Source organism: Siccibacter turicensis LMG 23730 (assembly GCF_000463155.2).
Taxonomy (GTDB): Bacteria; Pseudomonadota; Gammaproteobacteria; order Enterobacterales; family Enterobacteriaceae; genus Siccibacter; species Siccibacter turicensis.
In genome coordinates this window covers 401026-418923 of sequence record NZ_AWFZ01000028.1, presented here as the reverse complement: position 1 = coordinate 418923, position 17898 = coordinate 401026, and the positions used below count along the sequence as shown (strand labels likewise).

General features: G+C 57.9%; 15 protein-coding genes. 11 read left to right on the top strand and 4 right to left on the bottom strand.

Going from position 1 to position 17898, the window contains the following annotated elements; genetic code table 11:
• Window positions 1-4 precede the first annotated feature (4 nt).
• Window positions 5-799 (top strand): metal-dependent hydrolase, encoded by a 795-nt coding sequence (locus DW58_RS06370; protein ID WP_024549491.1) that lies wholly within the window; start codon window positions 5-7, stop codon window positions 797-799.
• Between the two features lie 299 nt (window positions 800-1098).
• Window positions 1099-2532 (top strand): PTS glucose transporter subunit IIBC, encoded by a 1434-nt coding sequence (gene ptsG, locus DW58_RS06365; RefSeq protein WP_024549492.1) that lies wholly within the window; start codon window positions 1099-1101, stop codon window positions 2530-2532.
• A 217-nt stretch (window positions 2533-2749) separates the two neighbouring features.
• Here ptsG and fhuE read toward each other — a convergent pair whose 3' ends face one another.
• Window positions 2750-4924 carry a ferric-rhodotorulic acid/ferric-coprogen receptor FhuE gene (gene fhuE / locus DW58_RS06360; RefSeq protein ID WP_029592617.1) on the bottom strand — a complete coding sequence of 725 codons (2175 nt, stop codon included), beginning with the start codon at window positions 4922-4924 and terminating at the stop codon, window positions 2750-2752.
• Between the two features lie 341 nt (window positions 4925-5265).
• Between fhuE and hinT the strand changes: the two genes are divergently transcribed.
• The 8 genes from hinT to DW58_RS06320 all read left to right on the top strand — a co-directional run bounded on the left by hinT (window position 5266) and on the right by DW58_RS06320 (window position 11375).
• The gene (hinT, locus tag DW58_RS06355) at window positions 5266-5625 is read left to right on the top strand and encodes a purine nucleoside phosphoramidase (protein WP_024548558.1); all 360 of its coding nucleotides are present in this window, start codon (window positions 5266-5268) and stop codon (window positions 5623-5625) included.
• A gap of 1 nt (window position 5626) precedes the next feature.
• Entirely contained in the window at window positions 5627-6001 is a 375-nt protein-coding gene (locus DW58_RS06350) for a YcfL family protein (protein ID WP_029696414.1), read from the top strand.
• A 13-nt stretch (window positions 6002-6014) separates the two neighbouring features.
• A complete protein-coding gene (gene lpoB, locus DW58_RS06345) occupies window positions 6015-6665 on the top strand; it encodes a penicillin-binding protein activator LpoB (RefSeq protein ID WP_196811670.1) in 651 nt (216 codons plus the stop codon).
• Window positions 6643-7467 carry a thiamine kinase gene (gene thiK / locus DW58_RS06340; protein ID WP_024548555.1) on the top strand — a complete coding sequence of 275 codons (825 nt, stop codon included), beginning with the start codon at window positions 6643-6645 and terminating at the stop codon, window positions 7465-7467. Before lpoB ends, thiK begins: the two co-directional genes overlap by 23 nt.
• 19 nt (window positions 7468-7486) lie before the next feature.
• The gene (gene nagZ / locus DW58_RS06335; RefSeq protein ID WP_024548554.1) at window positions 7487-8512 is read left to right on the top strand and encodes a beta-N-acetylhexosaminidase; all 1026 of its coding nucleotides are present in this window, start codon (window positions 7487-7489) and stop codon (window positions 8510-8512) included.
• Window positions 8513-8550: 38 nt separating this feature from the next.
• The gene (gene ycfP, locus DW58_RS06330; RefSeq protein ID WP_024548553.1) at window positions 8551-9093 is read left to right on the top strand and encodes an alpha/beta hydrolase YcfP; all 543 of its coding nucleotides are present in this window, start codon (window positions 8551-8553) and stop codon (window positions 9091-9093) included.
• Between the two features lie 246 nt (window positions 9094-9339).
• Window positions 9340-10644 carry an NAD(P)/FAD-dependent oxidoreductase gene (locus DW58_RS06325; RefSeq protein WP_024548552.1) on the top strand — a complete coding sequence of 435 codons (1305 nt, stop codon included), beginning with the start codon at window positions 9340-9342 and terminating at the stop codon, window positions 10642-10644.
• Between the two features lie 191 nt (window positions 10645-10835).
• Window positions 10836-11375, top strand: a complete 540-nt coding sequence (locus DW58_RS06320) for a glycine zipper 2TM domain-containing protein (protein ID WP_024548551.1) — start codon at window positions 10836-10838, stop codon at window positions 11373-11375.
• A 655-nt stretch (window positions 11376-12030) separates the two neighbouring features.
• Here the strand turns inward: DW58_RS06320 and DW58_RS06315 are convergent.
• The gene (locus DW58_RS06315) at window positions 12031-12678 is read right to left on the bottom strand and encodes a TetR/AcrR family transcriptional regulator (RefSeq protein WP_024548550.1); all 648 of its coding nucleotides are present in this window, start codon (window positions 12676-12678) and stop codon (window positions 12031-12033) included.
• A 242-nt stretch (window positions 12679-12920) separates the two neighbouring features.
• On the opposite strand from DW58_RS06315, the gene bhsA reads away from it, so the two are divergent.
• Complete coding sequence (gene bhsA, locus DW58_RS06310) at window positions 12921-13178, top strand: multiple stress resistance protein BhsA (RefSeq protein ID WP_024548549.1); 258 nt, start codon at window positions 12921-12923, stop codon at window positions 13176-13178.
• A 64-nt stretch (window positions 13179-13242) separates the two neighbouring features.
• Here bhsA and ldtC read toward each other — a convergent pair whose 3' ends face one another.
• Complete coding sequence (gene ldtC / locus DW58_RS06305; protein ID WP_024548548.1) at window positions 13243-14205, bottom strand: L,D-transpeptidase LdtC; 963 nt, start codon at window positions 14203-14205, stop codon at window positions 13243-13245.
• Window positions 14206-14347: 142 nt separating this feature from the next.
• The gene (gene mfd, locus DW58_RS06300; protein ID WP_024548547.1) at window positions 14348-17794 is read right to left on the bottom strand and encodes a transcription-repair coupling factor; all 3447 of its coding nucleotides are present in this window, start codon (window positions 17792-17794) and stop codon (window positions 14348-14350) included.
• Window positions 17795-17898: the final 104 nt, after the last annotated feature.

Sequence of the window (17898 nt, the reverse complement as noted above, 5' to 3'; positions counted from 1 at the left end):
CATTATGTTTTTAGTCGACTCCCACTGCCATCTTGACGGCCTGGACTACCAGACACTGCACCACAGCGTGGACGATGTGCTGGCCAAGGCCGCCGCGCGCGACGTGAACTTTTTCCTGGCGGTAGCCACCACGCTGCCGGGCTACACCGCGATGCGCGAGCTGATTGGTCAGCGCGATAACGTGGCATTCTCCTGTGGCGTGCACCCGCTCAATCAGGATGAAGAGTACGATCCCGAGACGCTGCGCGAGCTTGCAGCCCATGAAGAAGTCGTAGCGCTGGGCGAAACCGGCCTTGATTACTTCTATACCCCGGAAACCAAAGAACGCCAGCAGCACTCCTTTCGTCACCACATCCGCATCGGTCGCGAACTGAACAAACCGGTCATCGTGCATACCCGCGACGCCCGGGAGGACACACTGTCGATTTTGCGTGAGGAAAAGGTGACGGATTGCGGGGGCGTACTACACTGTTTCACTGAAGACAGGGAAACCGCCGGGAAACTGCTGGATATGGGTTTTTACATCTCGTTTTCGGGGATTGTCACCTTCAGGAACGCGGAACAGCTGCGCGACGCCGCACGTTATGTGCCGCTTGATCGCCTACTGGTGGAGACGGATTCGCCATATCTGGCGCCGGTCCCGCATCGCGGAAAAGAGAATCAGCCGGCTTACGTGCGCGATGTGGCTGAGTACATGGCGGTGCTGAAGGGCGTTTCGGTTGATGAACTGGCGGCCGCGACTACCGAGAATTTCGCGACGCTGTTCCATATCGATCCCTCCCGCCTGCAGAAGTCGTGATCCTGGTAATTATTTTATGGCTCGTAATTAAACGGTAAAGCGCGTAGAGTTCACCGCCGAAATCCTGGCCGCGAGCCCATTTCTGACGTGAATTCAGCGTTCTAAATGTAAAGAAATATAAGTTTTTCTGACGGTGCTTGCGGAAACGTGATTGCCGTCAAACAAAAAAAACGCGATTTATTTTACTCTGCGTAATAAATAAAGGGCGCTCAGATGCCCCGTTTTTATGGCCTGTATCTCCCCGCAGGCGATGCGTGATAAGCGTAAAAAAGCACAAATACTCAGGAGCACTCTCAATTATGTTTAAGAATGCATTTGCTAACCTGCAAAAGGTGGGTAAATCGCTGATGCTGCCGGTCTCCGTACTGCCTATCGCAGGTATCCTGCTGGGCGTCGGTTCCGCAAACTTCAGCTGGCTGCCAGCCGTGGTTTCCCACGTTATGGCGGAAGCGGGCGGTTCTGTCTTCGCCAACATGCCGCTTATCTTCGCAATCGGCGTGGCGCTGGGCTTTACCAATAACGACGGCGTTTCTGCGCTGGCCGCGGTAGTCGCCTACGGCATAATGGTGAAAACCATGGCGGTCGTGGCACCGCTGGTTCTGCACCTTCCACCCGAGCAGATTGCGTCGGAACACCTGGCTGATACCGGTGTACTGGGCGGGATCATCTCCGGTGCGATTGCAGCCTACATGTTCAACCGTTTCTACCGCATTAAGCTTCCTGAATATCTGGGCTTCTTCGCGGGTAAACGCTTCGTACCGATCATCTCTGGTCTGGCGGCGATCTTCACCGGCGTTATCCTGTCCTTCATCTGGCCACCGATTGGTTCCGCTATCCAGGCGTTCTCCCAGTGGGCCGCCTATCAGAACCCGGTAGTTGCCTTTGGCATCTACGGTTTCGTAGAGCGCTGTCTGGTGCCGTTTGGTCTGCATCACATCTGGAACGTGCCTTTCCAGATGCAGATCGGCGAATACACCAACGCAGCAGGTCAGGTGTTCCACGGCGATATCCCGCGCTACATGGCGGGCGACCCGACTGCGGGCATGCTCTCTGGCGGCTTCCTGTTCAAAATGTACGGCCTGCCGGCTGCCGCGATTGCCATCTGGCACTCAGCGAAGCCGGAAAACCGCGCTAAAGTCGGCGGTATCATGATCTCCGCGGCGCTGACCTCGTTCCTGACCGGTATTACCGAGCCGATCGAGTTCTCCTTCATGTTCGTGGCGCCGATCCTGTACGTTATCCACGCGATTCTGGCAGGTCTGGCCTTCCCGATCTGTATCCTGCTGGGTATGCGTGACGGTACCTCCTTCTCCCACGGTCTGATCGACTTCATCGTGCTGTCTGGTAACAGCAGCAAGCTGTGGCTGTTCCCGATTGTGGGTGCAGGCTACGCCGTGGTGTACTACACCATCTTCCGCGTGCTGATCAAAGCGCTGGACCTGAAAACCCCGGGTCGTGAAGATGCAACCGAAGACACCAAAGCAACAGGGACCAGCGAAATGGCACCGGCTCTGGTGGCAGCCTTCGGCGGTAAAGAAAACATCACTAACCTTGATGCGTGCATCACCCGTCTGCGCGTCAGCGTGGCCGACGTGTCTAAAGTTGACCAGTCTGGCCTGAAAAAGCTGGGCGCGGCAGGGGTAGTGGTTGCGGGTTCTGGTGTGCAGGCTATCTTCGGCACCAAATCCGATAACCTGAAAACTGAAATGGATGAGTACATCCGTAACAGTTAAGCCATAAAGGTTGGGGAGACTAAGGGAGGCCACTGGCCTCCCTTTTTTATGGGCGCAATATGGCGCGCGCTGGCGCGTCAAGCCATACGGTATCGCATGGTCATAACCGACGCCGCGCTTCCCGGCATGAAGACGGCGCTGTCAGAAGAATGCACCGCACTCTGCAGGCATAAAAAAAGGGAGCCGGAAGGCTCCCTGAATTCGTTAAGCGGAACGATCAGAAGCTGTAGTTTGCGGTAAGTGAGACGTTACGCGGAGCACCGTAGATGTACGACTGTTCAACGTTGGTGTCGTACTCTTTATCAAGCAGGTTGTTGATGTTTGCCTGAACCGAGAGTTCCTTTGTGACCTGATAACGACCGAACAGATTGACCAGCGCGTAGCTGCCCTGATCGGCGCGGAAGGTGCCGAAGCCCGTGTTCACGTAGGTGTAGGTATGATTCTGCCAGTTCACGCCGCCGCCCAGCGTCAGGTCCTGCAGCATCGGCAGGCGGTAGCTGGTAAAGAGCTTGAGGCTGGTACGAGGCAGGTTGGCGTTGACCGCATTGCCTTCGCTGTCGGTGGCGACGTAGCGGGTAGCCCCGAAGGTCATCTGCCAGTTATCGGTCAAGGCGCCGTTAACTTCCAGCTCCACGCCCTTACTCACCGTTCCGTCCTCACCCCGGTAAGCCGTTTCGCCCGCGGTGCCTGGGATCGGCTGACCGGTGCTGACGCCCAGGTTGTCCTGCTCAATACGGAACACCGCCAGAGAGGTGGTCAGACGGCTGTTCATCCAGTCCGATTTCACGCCCAGCTCATAGTTTTTACCGGTGATCGGTGCCAGATATTTGCCGCTGATGTCACGCACCGTCTGCGGCTGGAAGATGGAAGTGTAGCTGGCGTAGGTCGACCAGTTATCGTCGAGATCCAGCACCAGGCCCGCGTACGGCGTAGTATTGTTCTTCTCCATGTGCTGCGTCAGGGTATCGGTGCTCCATTTGGTGTAGCGAGCGCCCACAATGAGATGCAGCGGATCGGCGAGGGAAATACGCGTCGCGGTATAGGCCGATTTGATGTGAATCTTATCTTCCTGGGCCAGCGCCAGATCGCCCCAGTTGGTCTCAGGGATAGTGCCGTTGTAATTGCCAAAATTGCCCACTTCATCGGCATAGAGGTTAGCCCAGGAGTTGAGGTAACGGTTATGCTGCTTGCTGTAGTTCGCGCCCACCATCAGCTGATGCTCGCGGCCCAGAAGCTCGTAAGGCCCGCTGGCATAGAGATCCAGCGCATCAACTTTACGCTTACCGGTGTTGTACCCGGTGCCGCCGACCATGAAGCCTGGCCCATAGATACTTTCAAGTCTGCCGGTGGACTGATCCACCACCGAGTCGATGTAGGCCGTGCGCCCGTCGAGTTTGGTTTCCGTGTGCGTGCCGTTAAGCGTGGCTTCCCAGTTGTTGTCGAAACGCTGCTTCAGCGTCACGAACACTTTATCCATGTCTTTATCATTGTACGCCCAGTCCGGCGCGGTACTGCGGCTGCGATCGAAACGAATCGGGTTACCTGTGGTGCTCCAGCGCGGCAGGCCGCCCCAGGTCGGGCTGTTAACATTGATCTGCTGGTACTCGTAACCCACTGAGAGGCTGGTTGCCTCGGTCAGATCGGCATCCAGCACGCCGTAGAAGAATTTTTTCTGCTGGTTGTAACGGTCAAGCCAGCTGTCGTTATCCTGATAACCGGTAACCACACGGCCACGAATGCGCCCGTCTTCGGTCAACGGCGACTGTACGTCTACCACGTAGCGTTGCTTATTCCAGCTGCCGTATTCAGCAGAGACGTTACCTTTGAATTCGCGGCTGTCGGCATGCTTGCGCACCATGTTAATGGAGGCCGACGGGTTACCCGTGCCGCTCATCAGGCCGGTTGCGCCGCGTACCACTTCCACGCGCTCCAGCAGGGCGGTATCAGACTGCGCATCGCCCAGATTCCAGCGTGATTCAAAATAGGTAGGAATACCGTCAACCATGTAGTTGTCGATTTCGAAGCCGCGAGAATAGTAAGAAACACGGTCAGAGTCGGCCTGGCTTGCGGTGATACCGGTGGTATTCGCGAGGACATCCCCCAGCGTATCCAGCTGCTGATCCTGCATGCGCTGCTCGCTGATGATGCTCACCGACTGCGGAATATCGCGCTGAATCATCATCATTTTCGTACCGGCAGCGGTGGCTTTCACGCTGTAGTCGTGCGACTCGTCCGCTGCCGCGTTCGCCGAGGAGGCATCCACCACGATGGTGTCATTGGGCGCCGCAAACGCAGCAGGTGCGGCCAGCGCGCTGGCAATGCTCAACGCGAGCAGGGAAGGAAGATGCGACACCGGCGAGAAGCCCCGGGCGCGAGTTGCATTAAAAGCCATGTTTAACCCTTAAGAAGAAGGATGCTGTGCGCATCTGGTTATTGTCTACGTATCTCTTCCGAGGCATCCGCTGCTGATGAATAGATATCGCGAATTACTGAATGAACTTTCCGGTGTCAATAAAAATGAGAACTATAATCATTAGTCTTACCGCTGTAAACAAATGTAAGAGCTGTAACAGTCACTTCGGGTCTCATCCTCTTACATCACGTGATAAAGAAAGCCAGACGGCGAGCACAGGGCGTAACTAACCACTGGCGATATAAAGAAAAACCGGTCAAAGGTTGAAAGGATGCGAGACTGTCGCTCATACTCTATGAACGATAAAAGAGGGACTACACATGACCGAAGAAACGATTTTTAGTAAAATTATCCGCCGCGAGATTCCAGCGGATGTCATTTTTCAGGATGAGCTTGTCACCGCGTTCCGCGATATCTCTCCTCAGGCACCTACGCATATTCTGATCGTTCCCAACGTGCTGATACCAACCGTGAATGACGTTAGCGCCGAGCACGAGCAGGCGCTTGGCCGGATGTTTACCGTGGCGGCAAAAATCGCACGTCAGGAAGGCATCGCGGAAGATGGCTATCGTCTGATCGTCAACTGCAATCGTCACGGCGGGCAGGAGGTGTACCACATTCATATGCATCTGGTGGGCGGCCACGCGCTGGGGCCGATGCTCTCGCATAAGGGTCACTAAGATGACGGGCGGACGCATCGTTCCGTTGCTGCTTGCCTTTGCGCTGGTGGGCTGCGGCTCGTCGCCGCAAATTCCGGTGAATGACGATCAGACGCTGGTGATGGAGTCATCGGTGCTGGCGGCGGGGATTACCGCGCAAAAACCGGAGTATTCTATTGAAAATATTACGCCCTCCGCGTCCTCCACACTTTACAATGAAAGGGACAAACCGGTGACGGTGAACTACCGTTTCTACTGGTATGACGCGAAAGGGCTCGAAATGCACCCGCTTGAAGCGCCCCGCAGCGTAACCGTTCCGGCGCATTCGAGTGTTGCCATCTTTGCCAGCTCCCACTATCTGGGCGCACGGAAAGTCCGTCTCTATTTGTATCTCTAAGAGGTGAAACTTGATTAGGGAAATTTGTCGTTATGCGCTACTGACGTCGGTAGCGGTGATTTTATCGGGCTGTGTGATGCAGGGCGAGCAGAAGCCAGCGCCGGTTGATGAGGCCAAACCTGGCACCACCCAGCCGCAGCCAGGTCAGCCAACCTTGCCAGGCGTGCCTGAGATCCCACCGGTGCCGTCACAGCCGGGTCCGATTACCGAACAGCCGCAGCCTGCCACGCCAGAGCCGAAAGTCCGTCACTACGACTGGAACGGCGCCATGCAGCCGATGGTCGGTAAGATGTTGCAGGCCGACGGCGTCAATGCCGGCAGCGTGCTGCTGGTGGACAGCGTGAACAACCGCACTAACGGTTCGCTGCAAAGCGGCCCGGCGACCGAAGCGCTGCACGGCGCCCTCGGCAACAACGGGAAATTCACGCTGGTCTCGGCGCAGCAGCTGGCCCAGGCGAAACAGCAGCTTGGCCTGTCGTCGCAGGATAGTCTCGGATCGCGCAGTAAAGCAATTGGCATCGCCCGCAATGTCGGCGCGCAGTACGTGCTTTACAGCAATGCTACCGGCAACGTGAATGCGCCAACCCTGCAAATGCAGCTGATGCTGGTGCAAACCGGCGAAATTATCTGGTCAGGTAAAGGTGCCGTACAGCAGACCCAGTGACGTATCGCTGGATACGTTTTTAACCCGGCATTTTCCGGCGGCGCAAGCCGCCGGTTCGCTTTCTGCGCTCCAGGGATTGAGTGGTGGCAGCCTGCTGCTCGACACCCCACAGGGAAAACGCCTGCTGCGCCGCCGAAATCGCGACGCGGTGCCGCGCTATGCCTTCGCGCGTCTCTATCGGGCGCTGCGCCAGCTACCCGTGGATATCGCACCGCGCGTTCACTGTCTCGACGGCGACTGGCTGATGCTTAACTATCTGCCGGGCGAGGTAAAAAGCACGCTCCCCCCAATGCCGCAACTGGCGGCCTTGCTGTATCATCTCCATGCCCAGCGACGTTTCGGCTGGCGCATCACGCTCCTGCCGCTGCTGCACCGCTACTGGCAACACAGCGCGCCGGGCCGGCGTACACCCTTCTGGCTGCGTCGGCTCAACAGGCTGACACGTCAGGGTGAACCGCAGCCGCTGCGGCTTGCGCCGTTGCATATGGATGTCCACCCGGGAAATCTGGTGTGGCAGGAGGAGACGCCGCGGCTCATCGACTGGGAGTACGCCGGGGACGGTGATATCGCGCTGGAGCTGGCCGCCGTCTGGTGCGACGACGCGACGCGGGCCGCGCTGGTTACCGCCTACGCCCGTCTGGCGGGCATCCGCGAAAGCACGCTGCGGCAGCAGGTTGCCCGCTGGCAGCCGTGGGTCGCCATGCTGATGGCCGGCTGGTATGAAGAGCGCTTTGCGCAAACGCAGCAACAACAATTTATCGCCCTTGCCGATGAGGCCTGGCGCCAGGTGCGGGCGACGTAACATAACGAGAGAGGTGGATGTGGGTCCGGTAATGTTGGATGTGGCAGGCTTTGAGCTGGATGCCGAAGAGCGCGAAATTTTACAGCATCCGCTGGTGGGCGGGCTTATCCTGTTTACCCGCAACTATCACGATCCCGAGCAGCTGCGCGAGCTGGTGCGTCAGATCCGCGCCGCGTCGCGTCATCGCCTGGTGGTGGCGGTGGATCAGGAGGGCGGGCGCGTACAGCGTTTTCGCGAAGGTTTTACCCGTCTGCCGGCCGCGCAGTCCTTCTTTGCGCTGCTGGGTGAAGAGCAGGGAGGTCAACTGGCTCAGGAGGCCGGCTGGCTGATGGCCTGCGAAATGATTGCGATGGACATTGATATCAGCTTCGCGCCGGTACTGGATGTCGGCCATATCAGCGCGGCCATCGGCGAGCGCGCCTGGCACGACGCGCCTGATCGGGCGCTGAGGATGGCCACGCGCTTTATCGACGGCATGCACGAGGCGGGCATGAAAACCACCGGCAAACATTTCCCCGGGCACGGTGCCGTGACGGCGGACTCTCACAAGGAGACGCCGGTCGATCCCCGTCCGCTTGAGACGCTTCGCCAACACGATATGTCGGTATTCAGCACGCTGATTACCCGCAACAAGCTCGATGCCATCATGCCGGCCCACGTGATTTATCCGCAAGCCGATCCGCGTCCGGCCAGCGGCTCACCTTACTGGCTGCAGACGGTGCTGCGTAACGAGCTGGGCTTCGACGGGGTAATCTTCTCTGACGATTTGTCTATGGAGGGCGCCGCGGTGATGGGAAGCTACGCCGAGCGCGGGCAGGCCTCGCTGGATGCAGGTTGCGATATGATCCTGGTCTGCAATAATCGTAAAGGCGCAGTGAGCGTGCTGGATAACCTGTCTCCGATCAATGCCGGACGTGTTACAAATTTGTATCATACCGGCTCTTTTACCCGTCAGGAGCTGATGGCATCCGCGCGCTGGAAAGCCGCCAATGCGGCGTTGACGCAGCTTCACGAGCGGTGGGAAGCGGCGAAAAGCGCCCGCTGAATCTGGCCCGACGGGCTGGCTGACATGGTGAGGATACGATGATTATCTATTTACACGGTTTCGATTCGAACAGCCCCGGTAACCACGAGAAAGTGCTGCAGCTGCAGTTCATCGATCCGGACGTCAGGCTCATCAGCTACAGTACCCGGCACCCGAAACACGACATGCAGCACTTGCTGCGTGAAGTGGATAAAATGCTGCAGCTGAGCGTCGATGAGCGTCCGCTTATCTGCGGCGTCGGGCTGGGGGGCTTCTGGGCCGAGCGGATCGGTTTCCTGTGCGACATGCGGCAGGTGATCTTCAACCCGAACCTGTTCCCGGAAGAGAACATGGAGGGCAAGATCGATCGCCCGGAAGAGTACATCGACATCGCCACCAAGTGCGTGGAAAACTTCCGGGAGAAGAACCGCGACCGCTGTCTGGCCATCCTCTCCCGTCAGGATGAAGCCCTGGACAGCCAGCGCTCCGCCGCGCTGCTGCACCACTACTATGAAATCGTCTGGGATGAAGAGCAGGGGCATAAGTTCAAGAATATCTCCCCGCACCTGCAGCGCATCAAGGCGTTCAAAACCCTCGGCTAAGTCGTTATCCGTGAAACAGGCCAGCGCAGCGCTGGCCTTTTTTTTCGTCTGCTAAACGCCATTCTCTAGGATTTGTCTATCTTTTAAGCATTAATAATTGATGTATGTCAAATTTGGTATGACCAATGCACCGATCGTGATATTCTCAGAGCTGTTAACAGATTTAAGGTATCTAAACCATTGTTAATTCAGGGTTATTTTTATAACTTTAACTTAACAATTGGTTAATATTTTAAGGGGGTCACGTTGACTACGCCATTAAGAAAGATCGTCATTGTCGGCGGCGGTGCAGGCGGGCTGGAACTGGCAACGCAGCTCGGTCATAAGCTTGGCCGCAGCAAAAAAGCCAAAGTTACGCTGGTGGATCGCAACCACAGTCACCTGTGGAAACCGCTGCTGCACGAAGTGGCTACCGGCTCACTGGATGAAGGCGTGGACGCGCTGAGCTATCTGGCGCACGCCCGTAACCATCACTTCCAGTTCCAGCTGGGTTCCGTGGTGGACATCAATCGCGAAAGCAAAACCCTGACCCTCGCCGAACTGCGCGACGAGAAGGGCGAGCTGCTGGTCGCCGAGCGCAAAATTCCCTATGACACGCTGGTGATGGCGCTGGGCAGTACCTCCAACGACTTCAACACCCCAGGCGTGAAGGATCACTGTATCTTCCTGGATAACCCGCATCAGGCGCGACGTTTCCATCAGGAGATGCTCAACCTGTTCCTGAAATATTCCGCCAACCTGGGCGCCAGCGGCAAAGTGAACATCGCTATCGTTGGCGGCGGGGCAACCGGCGTGGAGCTTTCCGCCGAGCTGCATAACGCGGTTAAACAGCTACACAGCTACGGGTATAAAGGGCTGACCAACGAAGCGCTGAACGTGACGCTGGTGGAAGCCGGGGAGCGTATTCTGCCGGCGTTGCCGCCGCGTATCTCCAGCGCAGCGCACAACGAGCTGACCAAGCTGGGCGTGCGCGTGCTGACCAATACCATGGTGACCAGCGCCGATGCGAACGGCCTGAACACCAAAGACGGCGAGTACATCAAGGCCGATCTGATGGTCTGGGCCGCTGGCATCAAAGCGCCGGACTTTATGAAGGAGATTGGCGGGCTGGAAACCAACCGCATCAATCAGCTGGTGGTTGAGCCGACGCTGCAAACCACCCGCGATCCTGATATTTTCGCCATCGGCGACTGCGCCTCGTGCGCTCGTCCGGAAGGGGGATTCGTCCCGCCGCGCGCCCAGGCCGCGCACCAGATGGCATCCTGCGCCCAGCATAACATTCTGGCGCAGCTCAAGGGCAAGCCGTTGAAGGCCTATGTCTATAAGGATCACGGGTCGCTGGTGTCGCTGTCGAAGTTCTCCACCGTGGGCAGCCTGATGGGTAACCTGATGCGCGGCTCGATGATGGTTGAAGGGCGCATGGCGCGTCTGGTGTACATCTCGCTCTACCGTATGCATCAGATCGCGCTGCATGGTTACATGAAGACCGGCCTGATGATGCTGGTGGGCAGTATCAACCGCGTTATTCGCCCGCGTCTCAAGCTGCACTAAGCCCCGCGCCCTGTCCTGCAAAGGACAGGGCATTAAGCACAAAATCCCGCCATACGGCGCTCAGCGCCTCAGAGTTCTCCTAAACACGCCCCGCTGCAATAAATTCCGCTATTTTGCGTCTGATTCTGATATGCCGTTACACCTTTTCAGTTGCAATATGATGACCATTAGCGCAGCGAGGAGGTTCTACTGTGAATAAATCAATGTTAGCGGGTATCGGCATCGGCGTAGCGGCCGCACTCGGTGTGGCTGCGGTCGCAAGCCTCAATGTATTCGATCGTTCGCCGCAGTATGCGCAGGTGGTCTCCGCCACACCGATCAAAGAGACGGTGAAAACGCCGCGTCAGGAGTGCCGTAACGTCACGGTGACGCATCGTCGCCCGGTGCAGGATGAACACCGCATTGCCGGCTCGGTGCTGGGCGCCGTCGCGGGCGGGGTGATTGGTCATCAGTTCGGAGGCGGGCGTGGTAAAGACGTGGCGACGGTGGTCGGTGCGCTGGGCGGCGGCTATGCCGGTAACCAGGTGCAGGGCTCGCTGCAGGAAGGCGATACCTATACCAGCACACAGCAGCGCTGCAAAACCGTCTACGACAAATCAGAGAAAATGCTGGGCTATGACGTGACCTACCGCATCGGCGAACAGCAAGGCAAAATCCGTATGGACAGCGATCCGGGTACCCAGATCCCGCTCGACAGCAACGGTCAGCTGATACTGAATAATAAAGCATAACAAGCGTTATGTGCGTTCGCCCCTCTTGCGCTCAGGCAGAGGGGCGCTTTTTTGAATAATAAAAAACCTTACGCCGTCAAACGTAAGGTTTTTTGTTATTCAGCGGCCAGATGCGTGCCGTTAAATCAGGCTGTGTGGGCGGATAAGCAAGCACCCAGTGATCAAAATTGAGATAAAAGCGAAAATCACAGAACCACCACAAACCAACCACAGGCCAAATAATAATGTTATTACTATTAACACCTTAAATAATGGTAATAGCATAATCATTTCCATCATCCTTCTGCATGTGAATAGCCAAACTGCAAACCTTGTTGTCCGTAATAAAGGCTTAAATACCGCCAGAGCCGAACGTTAAGGCATCCTTAGCTGCGGTTAATGTCATCATCCGGATGCGTTTTTCTGACTTCGTCCTGAGTAATGATTCATTAGCAGTGAAATAATCATCACAATGTCTAAAAGCATAGTTAACTCAAAAGATATATTTAATAGATTTTAGCAATAGCTGAGATAGCCTGTACCTATCATAATGCTGATGGGCTTACAGATGGGACGTGAGAAGGGCAGGAGACGGCGGCAGAAAAAAATCGCGCCCTGATAACAGTACGCGATTAATCATTTTATATAATGTATTCCCGCAATCTTGCTGTGGAATTTAGCGAGGGCGATAGGCGGCAATCAGCTCCGGCAGAATGCGCAGCGTGGTGTCCGCCACGCCGCTTAGCGCCGCGAAGCAGGCCCCTTCACGCGCGCTGACGGACATCCCCTGCAGCAGGCAGCACAGGTAGCGCGCCAGCCCGGTGGTGTCACAGTCTGCCGGCAGTTCGCCCTTATCACGACGGTCATCGAGGAAACGCACCAGCGTCTGCTCCTGCATGGCGTGCCGCGCTTTGATGGTACAGGCGACCTGTTCCGACGAGGCGGCCAGCGCAGAGGAGGTGGTAATGATAAAGCAGCCAGCCGGCGTATCAGCGCTGGTAAAGCAGGCAGCGACCGCGGAGAAGTAGTCCGACAGCGCCTGCTCCAGCGTTTTGTCATCGCAGAACAGCTGAGCTTCCTGCTTAGCGGCGAACTGGGTGATATAGCGATCCAGTACCGCGCGGAACAGCCCCTCTTTATTCGTGAACTCGGCGTACAGCGTAGGCGCCTTCGCCCCGGTGGCTTCCACCAGATCGGCGAGGGAGGTTGCTTCATAGCCGTGCTGCCAGAAGAGTGTCATGGCCTTATCAAGCGCCGCTTCCCTGTCGAACACTTTAGGTCGGCCACGGCTTTTTTTTGCGCAGTTCGGTGCGTCGGTTGTCATAGTGCCGTTAACCCCTGGTTGTGATGTGTTATTCATTATAAAAAGTTTACCCTGTCGGTACCAGCCCTGGTTACGAAAAATAATTTCAGGCTATCTATCTGAATTATCTCGTCTTTATAAATTAATTAACGATCATTATAAATAAGGGTTGACCTGTGACCGGGATCGCATCTATCATTTGTTTATCGATCGTTAAGTTAATTAATTAACGACATTCATTCACCTGCGATAGGGCTACAAATATGAAAACCATTACTGCTTTGTTTACTGCTGCGCTGTTAAGTTCACTTTCTTTCGCAAGCCTCGCTGCGGTAGAAGTTCAGTCCACCCCCGCTAACCAGCAGGCGGTAGGCACAATTTCCGCCACTGCCGGCACCAACCTGGGGTCGCTGGAAGACCAGCTGGCACAGAAAGCGGAAGAGATGGGCGCCAGCTCCTTCCGTATCACCTCAGTGACCGGTCCGAACACCCTGCACGGTACCGCGGTTATCTATAAATAATCCGCGAATCGCTGTGACGAAAAAGCCCTGCTATGCAGGGCTTTTTTTATGGCTGGCGTATGGCTCAGATAGCGTTGGCGAGGGCCGGAACGTGGGCCGAAACATCAACCGGCATCCCGGAGCGTACGTCCATCGCATGCTCCATGGTCACCGCATCGGTGCTGGCATCGGCTTTAAAGCTGCTCATCGCCGCGTTCAGCACGATAGGCAGCGTTTTAGGATCGTCCTCGAGACGTTTAGACAGCGGCTGATGTACTTCCACCAGGCGTCTGCCGTCCGGCTCCACCGAGGCCTTGATCGGCGTATTAATGATATTCACTTTGGTACCCGGCTTCACGGCGTTGAACAGCGCCAGAATGTCGGCATCGCGCAGGCGGATACACCCGGAGCTGACGCGCATTCCGATACCGAAGTCCGCATTGGTACCGTGCAGCAGATAAACGCCGCCGTAGGCCGCCAGACGAATGGCATGGTGGCCCATCGGGTTATCTGGCCCGGCCGGAACGACCGCCGGCAGATCGATCCCTTTGGCCTTATAGCGGGCACGAATATTCGCGGTCGGGGTCCAGGTCGGGTTGGCGCGTTTGTCAGACACCGTGGTGACCATGGTCGGCGTCAGGGTGTTGCTGTCCAGCTGACCAATGCCGATGGGATAGACGGTGACGCTGTTGGTGCCCGGCGGGTAGTAGTAGAGGCGCAGCTCGGCGAGGTTGATCACGATGCCCTCGCGCGGCGCATCTGGCAGCAGGGTTTGCAGCGGAATGGTCAGCACACTCCCGGCGCGCGGAACGTAAGGGTCTACGCCTGGGTTGGCCTGCAGCAGCGCGAGGAAGCCGACGTTATATTTTTTCGCAATGGCTTCCAGCGACCCGCCGTCGTTCTCCACGACGTGAAACGCGTTTTCGCCCACCAGACGGCTCCCCGCCGCGGGCAGTGGCCAGGTGTTTGCCTGTGCGGGCAGGGCGCTTAACAGCGCCGCGAGCGTCAGCGACGCCAACCAGTATGACGTTCGCAATGTTTTGATCATGACCCTTATCTCCCGACAATTGGGCATAGCGTGTTTATTTGGGGACAAAGTATGGGGGAGGGGCGTGTAGGGAAGTGCCTGCGCTTTGAAATATTTTGTAAAGATTAGCGAAAGCCACCCGCGGGCGCGGGTGGCGTGACCATCAGGCGGCGCGGTTCTCCGCCAGCTGGTTCATAAAGTTACGCACCCACTCCATGCGGGTTTTGCGCTCGCTGAGATCTTCCATAAAGCGCAGGCGGGTAGGGCCATCGAGGCGGAAATGCTGCGGCTGCTTTTGCAGCAGACCGATAAGCCATACCGGATCGACATGGTTCTTCTCGGCGAACTCAATGATGCCGCCTTTCTCATTCCCCTCGATTTTACGCACCCCAAGCTGCTGGGCCTGCAACCGCAGATGGGCAATATCCATCAGGTTGCGCGCCGGGTCGGGCAGCAGACCGAAGCGGTCAATCAGCTCAACCTTCAGCTCCTCCAGCTCCTGCGGTTTTTTGGCGCTGGCGATGCGCTTGTAGAACGACAGACGCGTGTTGACGTCAGGAATGAACGCTTCCGGCAGCAGGGCAGGCATGCGCAGCTCCACTTCGGTCTGGCTGCTGGTGAGATCCTCAAGCGACGGCTCGCGCCCCGCTTTCAGGGCATCGACCGCGTTCTCAAGCAGTTCCATATAGAGCGAGAAACCAATCGTCTCCATCTGCCCGCTCTGGTCTTCACCCAGCAGTTCACCGGCCCCGCGGATCTCCAGATCGTGCGTCGCCAGCGCAAAGCCCGCCCCCAGGTCTTCCAGCGAGGCGATGGCTTCCAGACGCTTCTTCGCATCGGCGGTCATCGCCTTCGGCGGCGGCGTCAGCAGCCAGGCATAGGCCTGATGATGCGAGCGTCCGACGCGACCGCGCAGCTGGTGAAGCTGCGCCAGCCCGAAGTGGTCAGCGCGTTCGATAATAATGGTATTGGCGGTGGGGATGTCGATCCCGGTTTCAATGATGGTGGTACACACCAGCACGTTGAAACGCTGATGATGGAAGTCGTTCATCACCCGCTCAAGCTCGCGCTCGCGCATCTGCCCGTGACCGACGGCGATGCGCGCCTCCGGCACCAGCGTTGCCAGACGCTCCGCCGCTTTCTGGATGTTCTCCACGTCGTTGTACAGGTAGTACACCTGGCCGCCGCGCAGAATTTCACGCAGCATCGCTTCGCGCACCACCATGTTGTCGTACTCGCGCACGAAGGTTTTCACCGCCAGACGGCGTGCAGGCGGCGTAGCGATAATCGACAGATCGCGCATGCCGCTCATCGCCATGTTAAGGGTACGCGGGATCGGCGTGGCGGTGAGGGTGAGAATATCGACGTCGGCACGCATCGCTTTGATGCGCTCTTTGTGACGCACTCCGAAACGGTGCTCTTCATCGACGATCAGCAGTCCCAGATCCTTCATCTTCACGTCGCTTTGCAGCAGCTTATGGGTGCCGATAAGAATATCGACTTTGCCCTCGGCGGCCTGCGCCAGCACGTCGGCCTGCTCTTTGGCACTGCGAAAACGCGACAGCAGCTCAATGCGCACCGGCCAGTTGGCGAAGCGGTCGCGGAAATTGTCGAAGTGCTGCTGCGCCAGCAGGGTGGTCGGCACCAGCACCGCGACCTGCTTGTTGTTCTCCACGGCCAGAAACGCCGCGCGCATCGCCACTTCGGTTTTGCCGAAGCCCACATCGCCACACACCAGACGATCCATCGCCAGCGGCTGGCACATGTCGCTCAGCACGGCGTTGATCGCCTGCGCCTGATCGGGAGTGGTTTCGAACGGGAAGCCCTCGCAGAACAGACGGTACTGCTCTTTATCATGCTTAAAGGCAAAGCCCACTTTGGCGGCGCGCTGGGCATAGATATCCAGCAGTTCAGCCGCCACATCGCGCACTTTTTCCGCCGCCTTCTGGCGCGCCCGTGACCAGGCATCGCTGCCAAGCTTGTGCAGCGGGGCGTTATCTTCCGCACCGCCGGCGTAGCGGCTGATCAGATGCAGGGAAGAGACCGGCACGTAGAGCTTCGCGTCGTTGGCGTAGGTCAGCATCAGGTACTCGGCGGTGATGCCGCCCGCTTCAAGGGTGGTCAGCCCGGCGTAGCGTCCGACCCCGTGCTCCAGATGCACCACCGGCTGGCCGGGGTGCAGCTCCGCGAGGTTGCGGATCAGGGTATCGGGGTTGATGGTCCGGCGGCTGTCCTGACGGCGGCGCGTCACACGCTCACCCAGTAGATCGCCCTCGCAGATCAGCGCCCGGTTGCGCAGGGTATCGACATAGCCGCGCTCGGCCGCGCCGATAATCAGATAGCGCCCGCTCTCCTGCGCCTCATCAAGACGGTAGATGCGCTTCGGTGCCACCTTAATGCGCGCCAGCAGTTCGCCCAGCGCTTCGCGGCGCCCCTCGCTCTCCACCGAGAACACCACCGGGCCGGTAAACGACTCCAGGAACTGGCGCAGGGCGTCGAGGGGGGATTTTTGCTGGGCCTGCACCGCGATATCCGGCAGGGCCTGGTAGCCAAGATTGGTATGGGCGCTTTTGGCCGCCAGCGTCTCACCGGCGAGCTGCATACGCGGCCATTTTTTAAGTTCGGCAAACAGCTCGTCGGTGCGCAGCCACAGCATCTCCGGCGGCAGAAGCGGGCGCATCGGGTCCACGCCGCGGTTTTCATAGCGCGCCTGGGCATCGCTCTGGAAACGTTCCGCGCTGGCTTCCAGCGCGCCGGTGCTGAGGATCAGGGTGTTCTTCGGCAGATAGCTGAACAGGGCAGGGAGCGGCTCGGTAAAGAACAGCGGCTGCCAGTACTCAATCCCGGCGGGCAGCGTCCCTTTGCTGACCTGCTGATAGATGTGCTCCGCGTCGCGCTTAACCTCGAAGCGGTCGCGCCACTGGCTGCGGAACAGCTCAATGGCCGCTTTGTCAGTGGGAAACTCGTGTGCTGGCAGCAGGTTGATCGCCTCGACTTCCTCCAGCGTGCGCTGGCTGTCGACATCAAACAGGCGCAGGCTGTCGATCTCATCATCAAAAAAGTCGATGCGGTAGGGCTGCTCGCTGCCCATCGGGTAGAGATCGAGCAGCGCGCCGCGCGTGGCGTACTCCCCGTGGGCCATTACCTGATCGACATGACGGTATCCCGCGCCGTCAAGCTGCTCGCGCAGCCCATCGCGGGAGAGGCGCTGCCCCTTTTTCATCACCAGCGCATGCCCGTGCAGGAAGCTGTGCGGGCAGACGCGCTGCATCAGGGTATTTACCGGCATGATCAGCACGCCGCGCTGCATCGAGGGCAGCTGGTAGAGCGTCGAGAGCCGCGAGGAGATGATCTCCTGATGCGGGGAGAAGCTGTCGTAGGGCAGCGTTTCCCAGTCCGCCAGGTTCATCACCAGGCTGTCGGTAAACTGCTGGATTTCGTCGTGCAGGCGCAGGGCGTTTTGCATATCCGGGGCGATAAGCACCACCGGCCCGGTATGGCGTTCGGCGATCTCGGCTACTTCCGTCGCGCAGGCCGCGCCAGTCAGTTCTCCCAGCTGGCGGACGTCGCCTGCTTTTACAGGCAGGGAATAACGATATTGTTCAGGCATAGAGGATGTCAGGTTCTCGCTTGTTGGTTCGCGTAACGGTGCGCGTGCGATGCTCGAAAAGCAGCGTGCCCATTATTATCCGTCATCGCCTTACATTAGCAAAT

Coding starts and splice junctions, on each gene's coding strand:
- DW58_RS06370 (WP_024549491.1), top strand. CDS start 5: ATGTTTTTAGTCGACTCCCACTGCCATCTTGACGGCCTGGACTACCAG.
- mfd (WP_024548547.1), bottom strand. CDS start 17,794: ATGCCTGAACAATATCGTTATTCCCTGCCTGTAAAAGCAGGCGACGTC.
- ldtC (WP_024548548.1), bottom strand. CDS start 14,205: ATGATCAAAACATTGCGAACGTCATACTGGTTGGCGTCGCTGACGCTC.
- ptsG (WP_024549492.1), top strand. CDS start 1,099: ATGTTTAAGAATGCATTTGCTAACCTGCAAAAGGTGGGTAAATCGCTG.
- fhuE (WP_029592617.1), bottom strand. CDS start 4,924: ATGGCTTTTAATGCAACTCGCGCCCGGGGCTTCTCGCCGGTGTCGCAT.
- ycfP (WP_024548553.1), top strand. CDS start 8,551: ATGATTATCTATTTACACGGTTTCGATTCGAACAGCCCCGGTAACCAC.
- hinT (WP_024548558.1), top strand. CDS start 5,266: ATGACCGAAGAAACGATTTTTAGTAAAATTATCCGCCGCGAGATTCCA.
- bhsA (WP_024548549.1), top strand. CDS start 12,921: ATGAAAACCATTACTGCTTTGTTTACTGCTGCGCTGTTAAGTTCACTT.
- DW58_RS06350 (WP_029696414.1), top strand. CDS start 5,627: ATGACGGGCGGACGCATCGTTCCGTTGCTGCTTGCCTTTGCGCTGGTG.
- DW58_RS06315 (WP_024548550.1), bottom strand. CDS start 12,678: ATGACAACCGACGCACCGAACTGCGCAAAAAAAAGCCGTGGCCGACCT.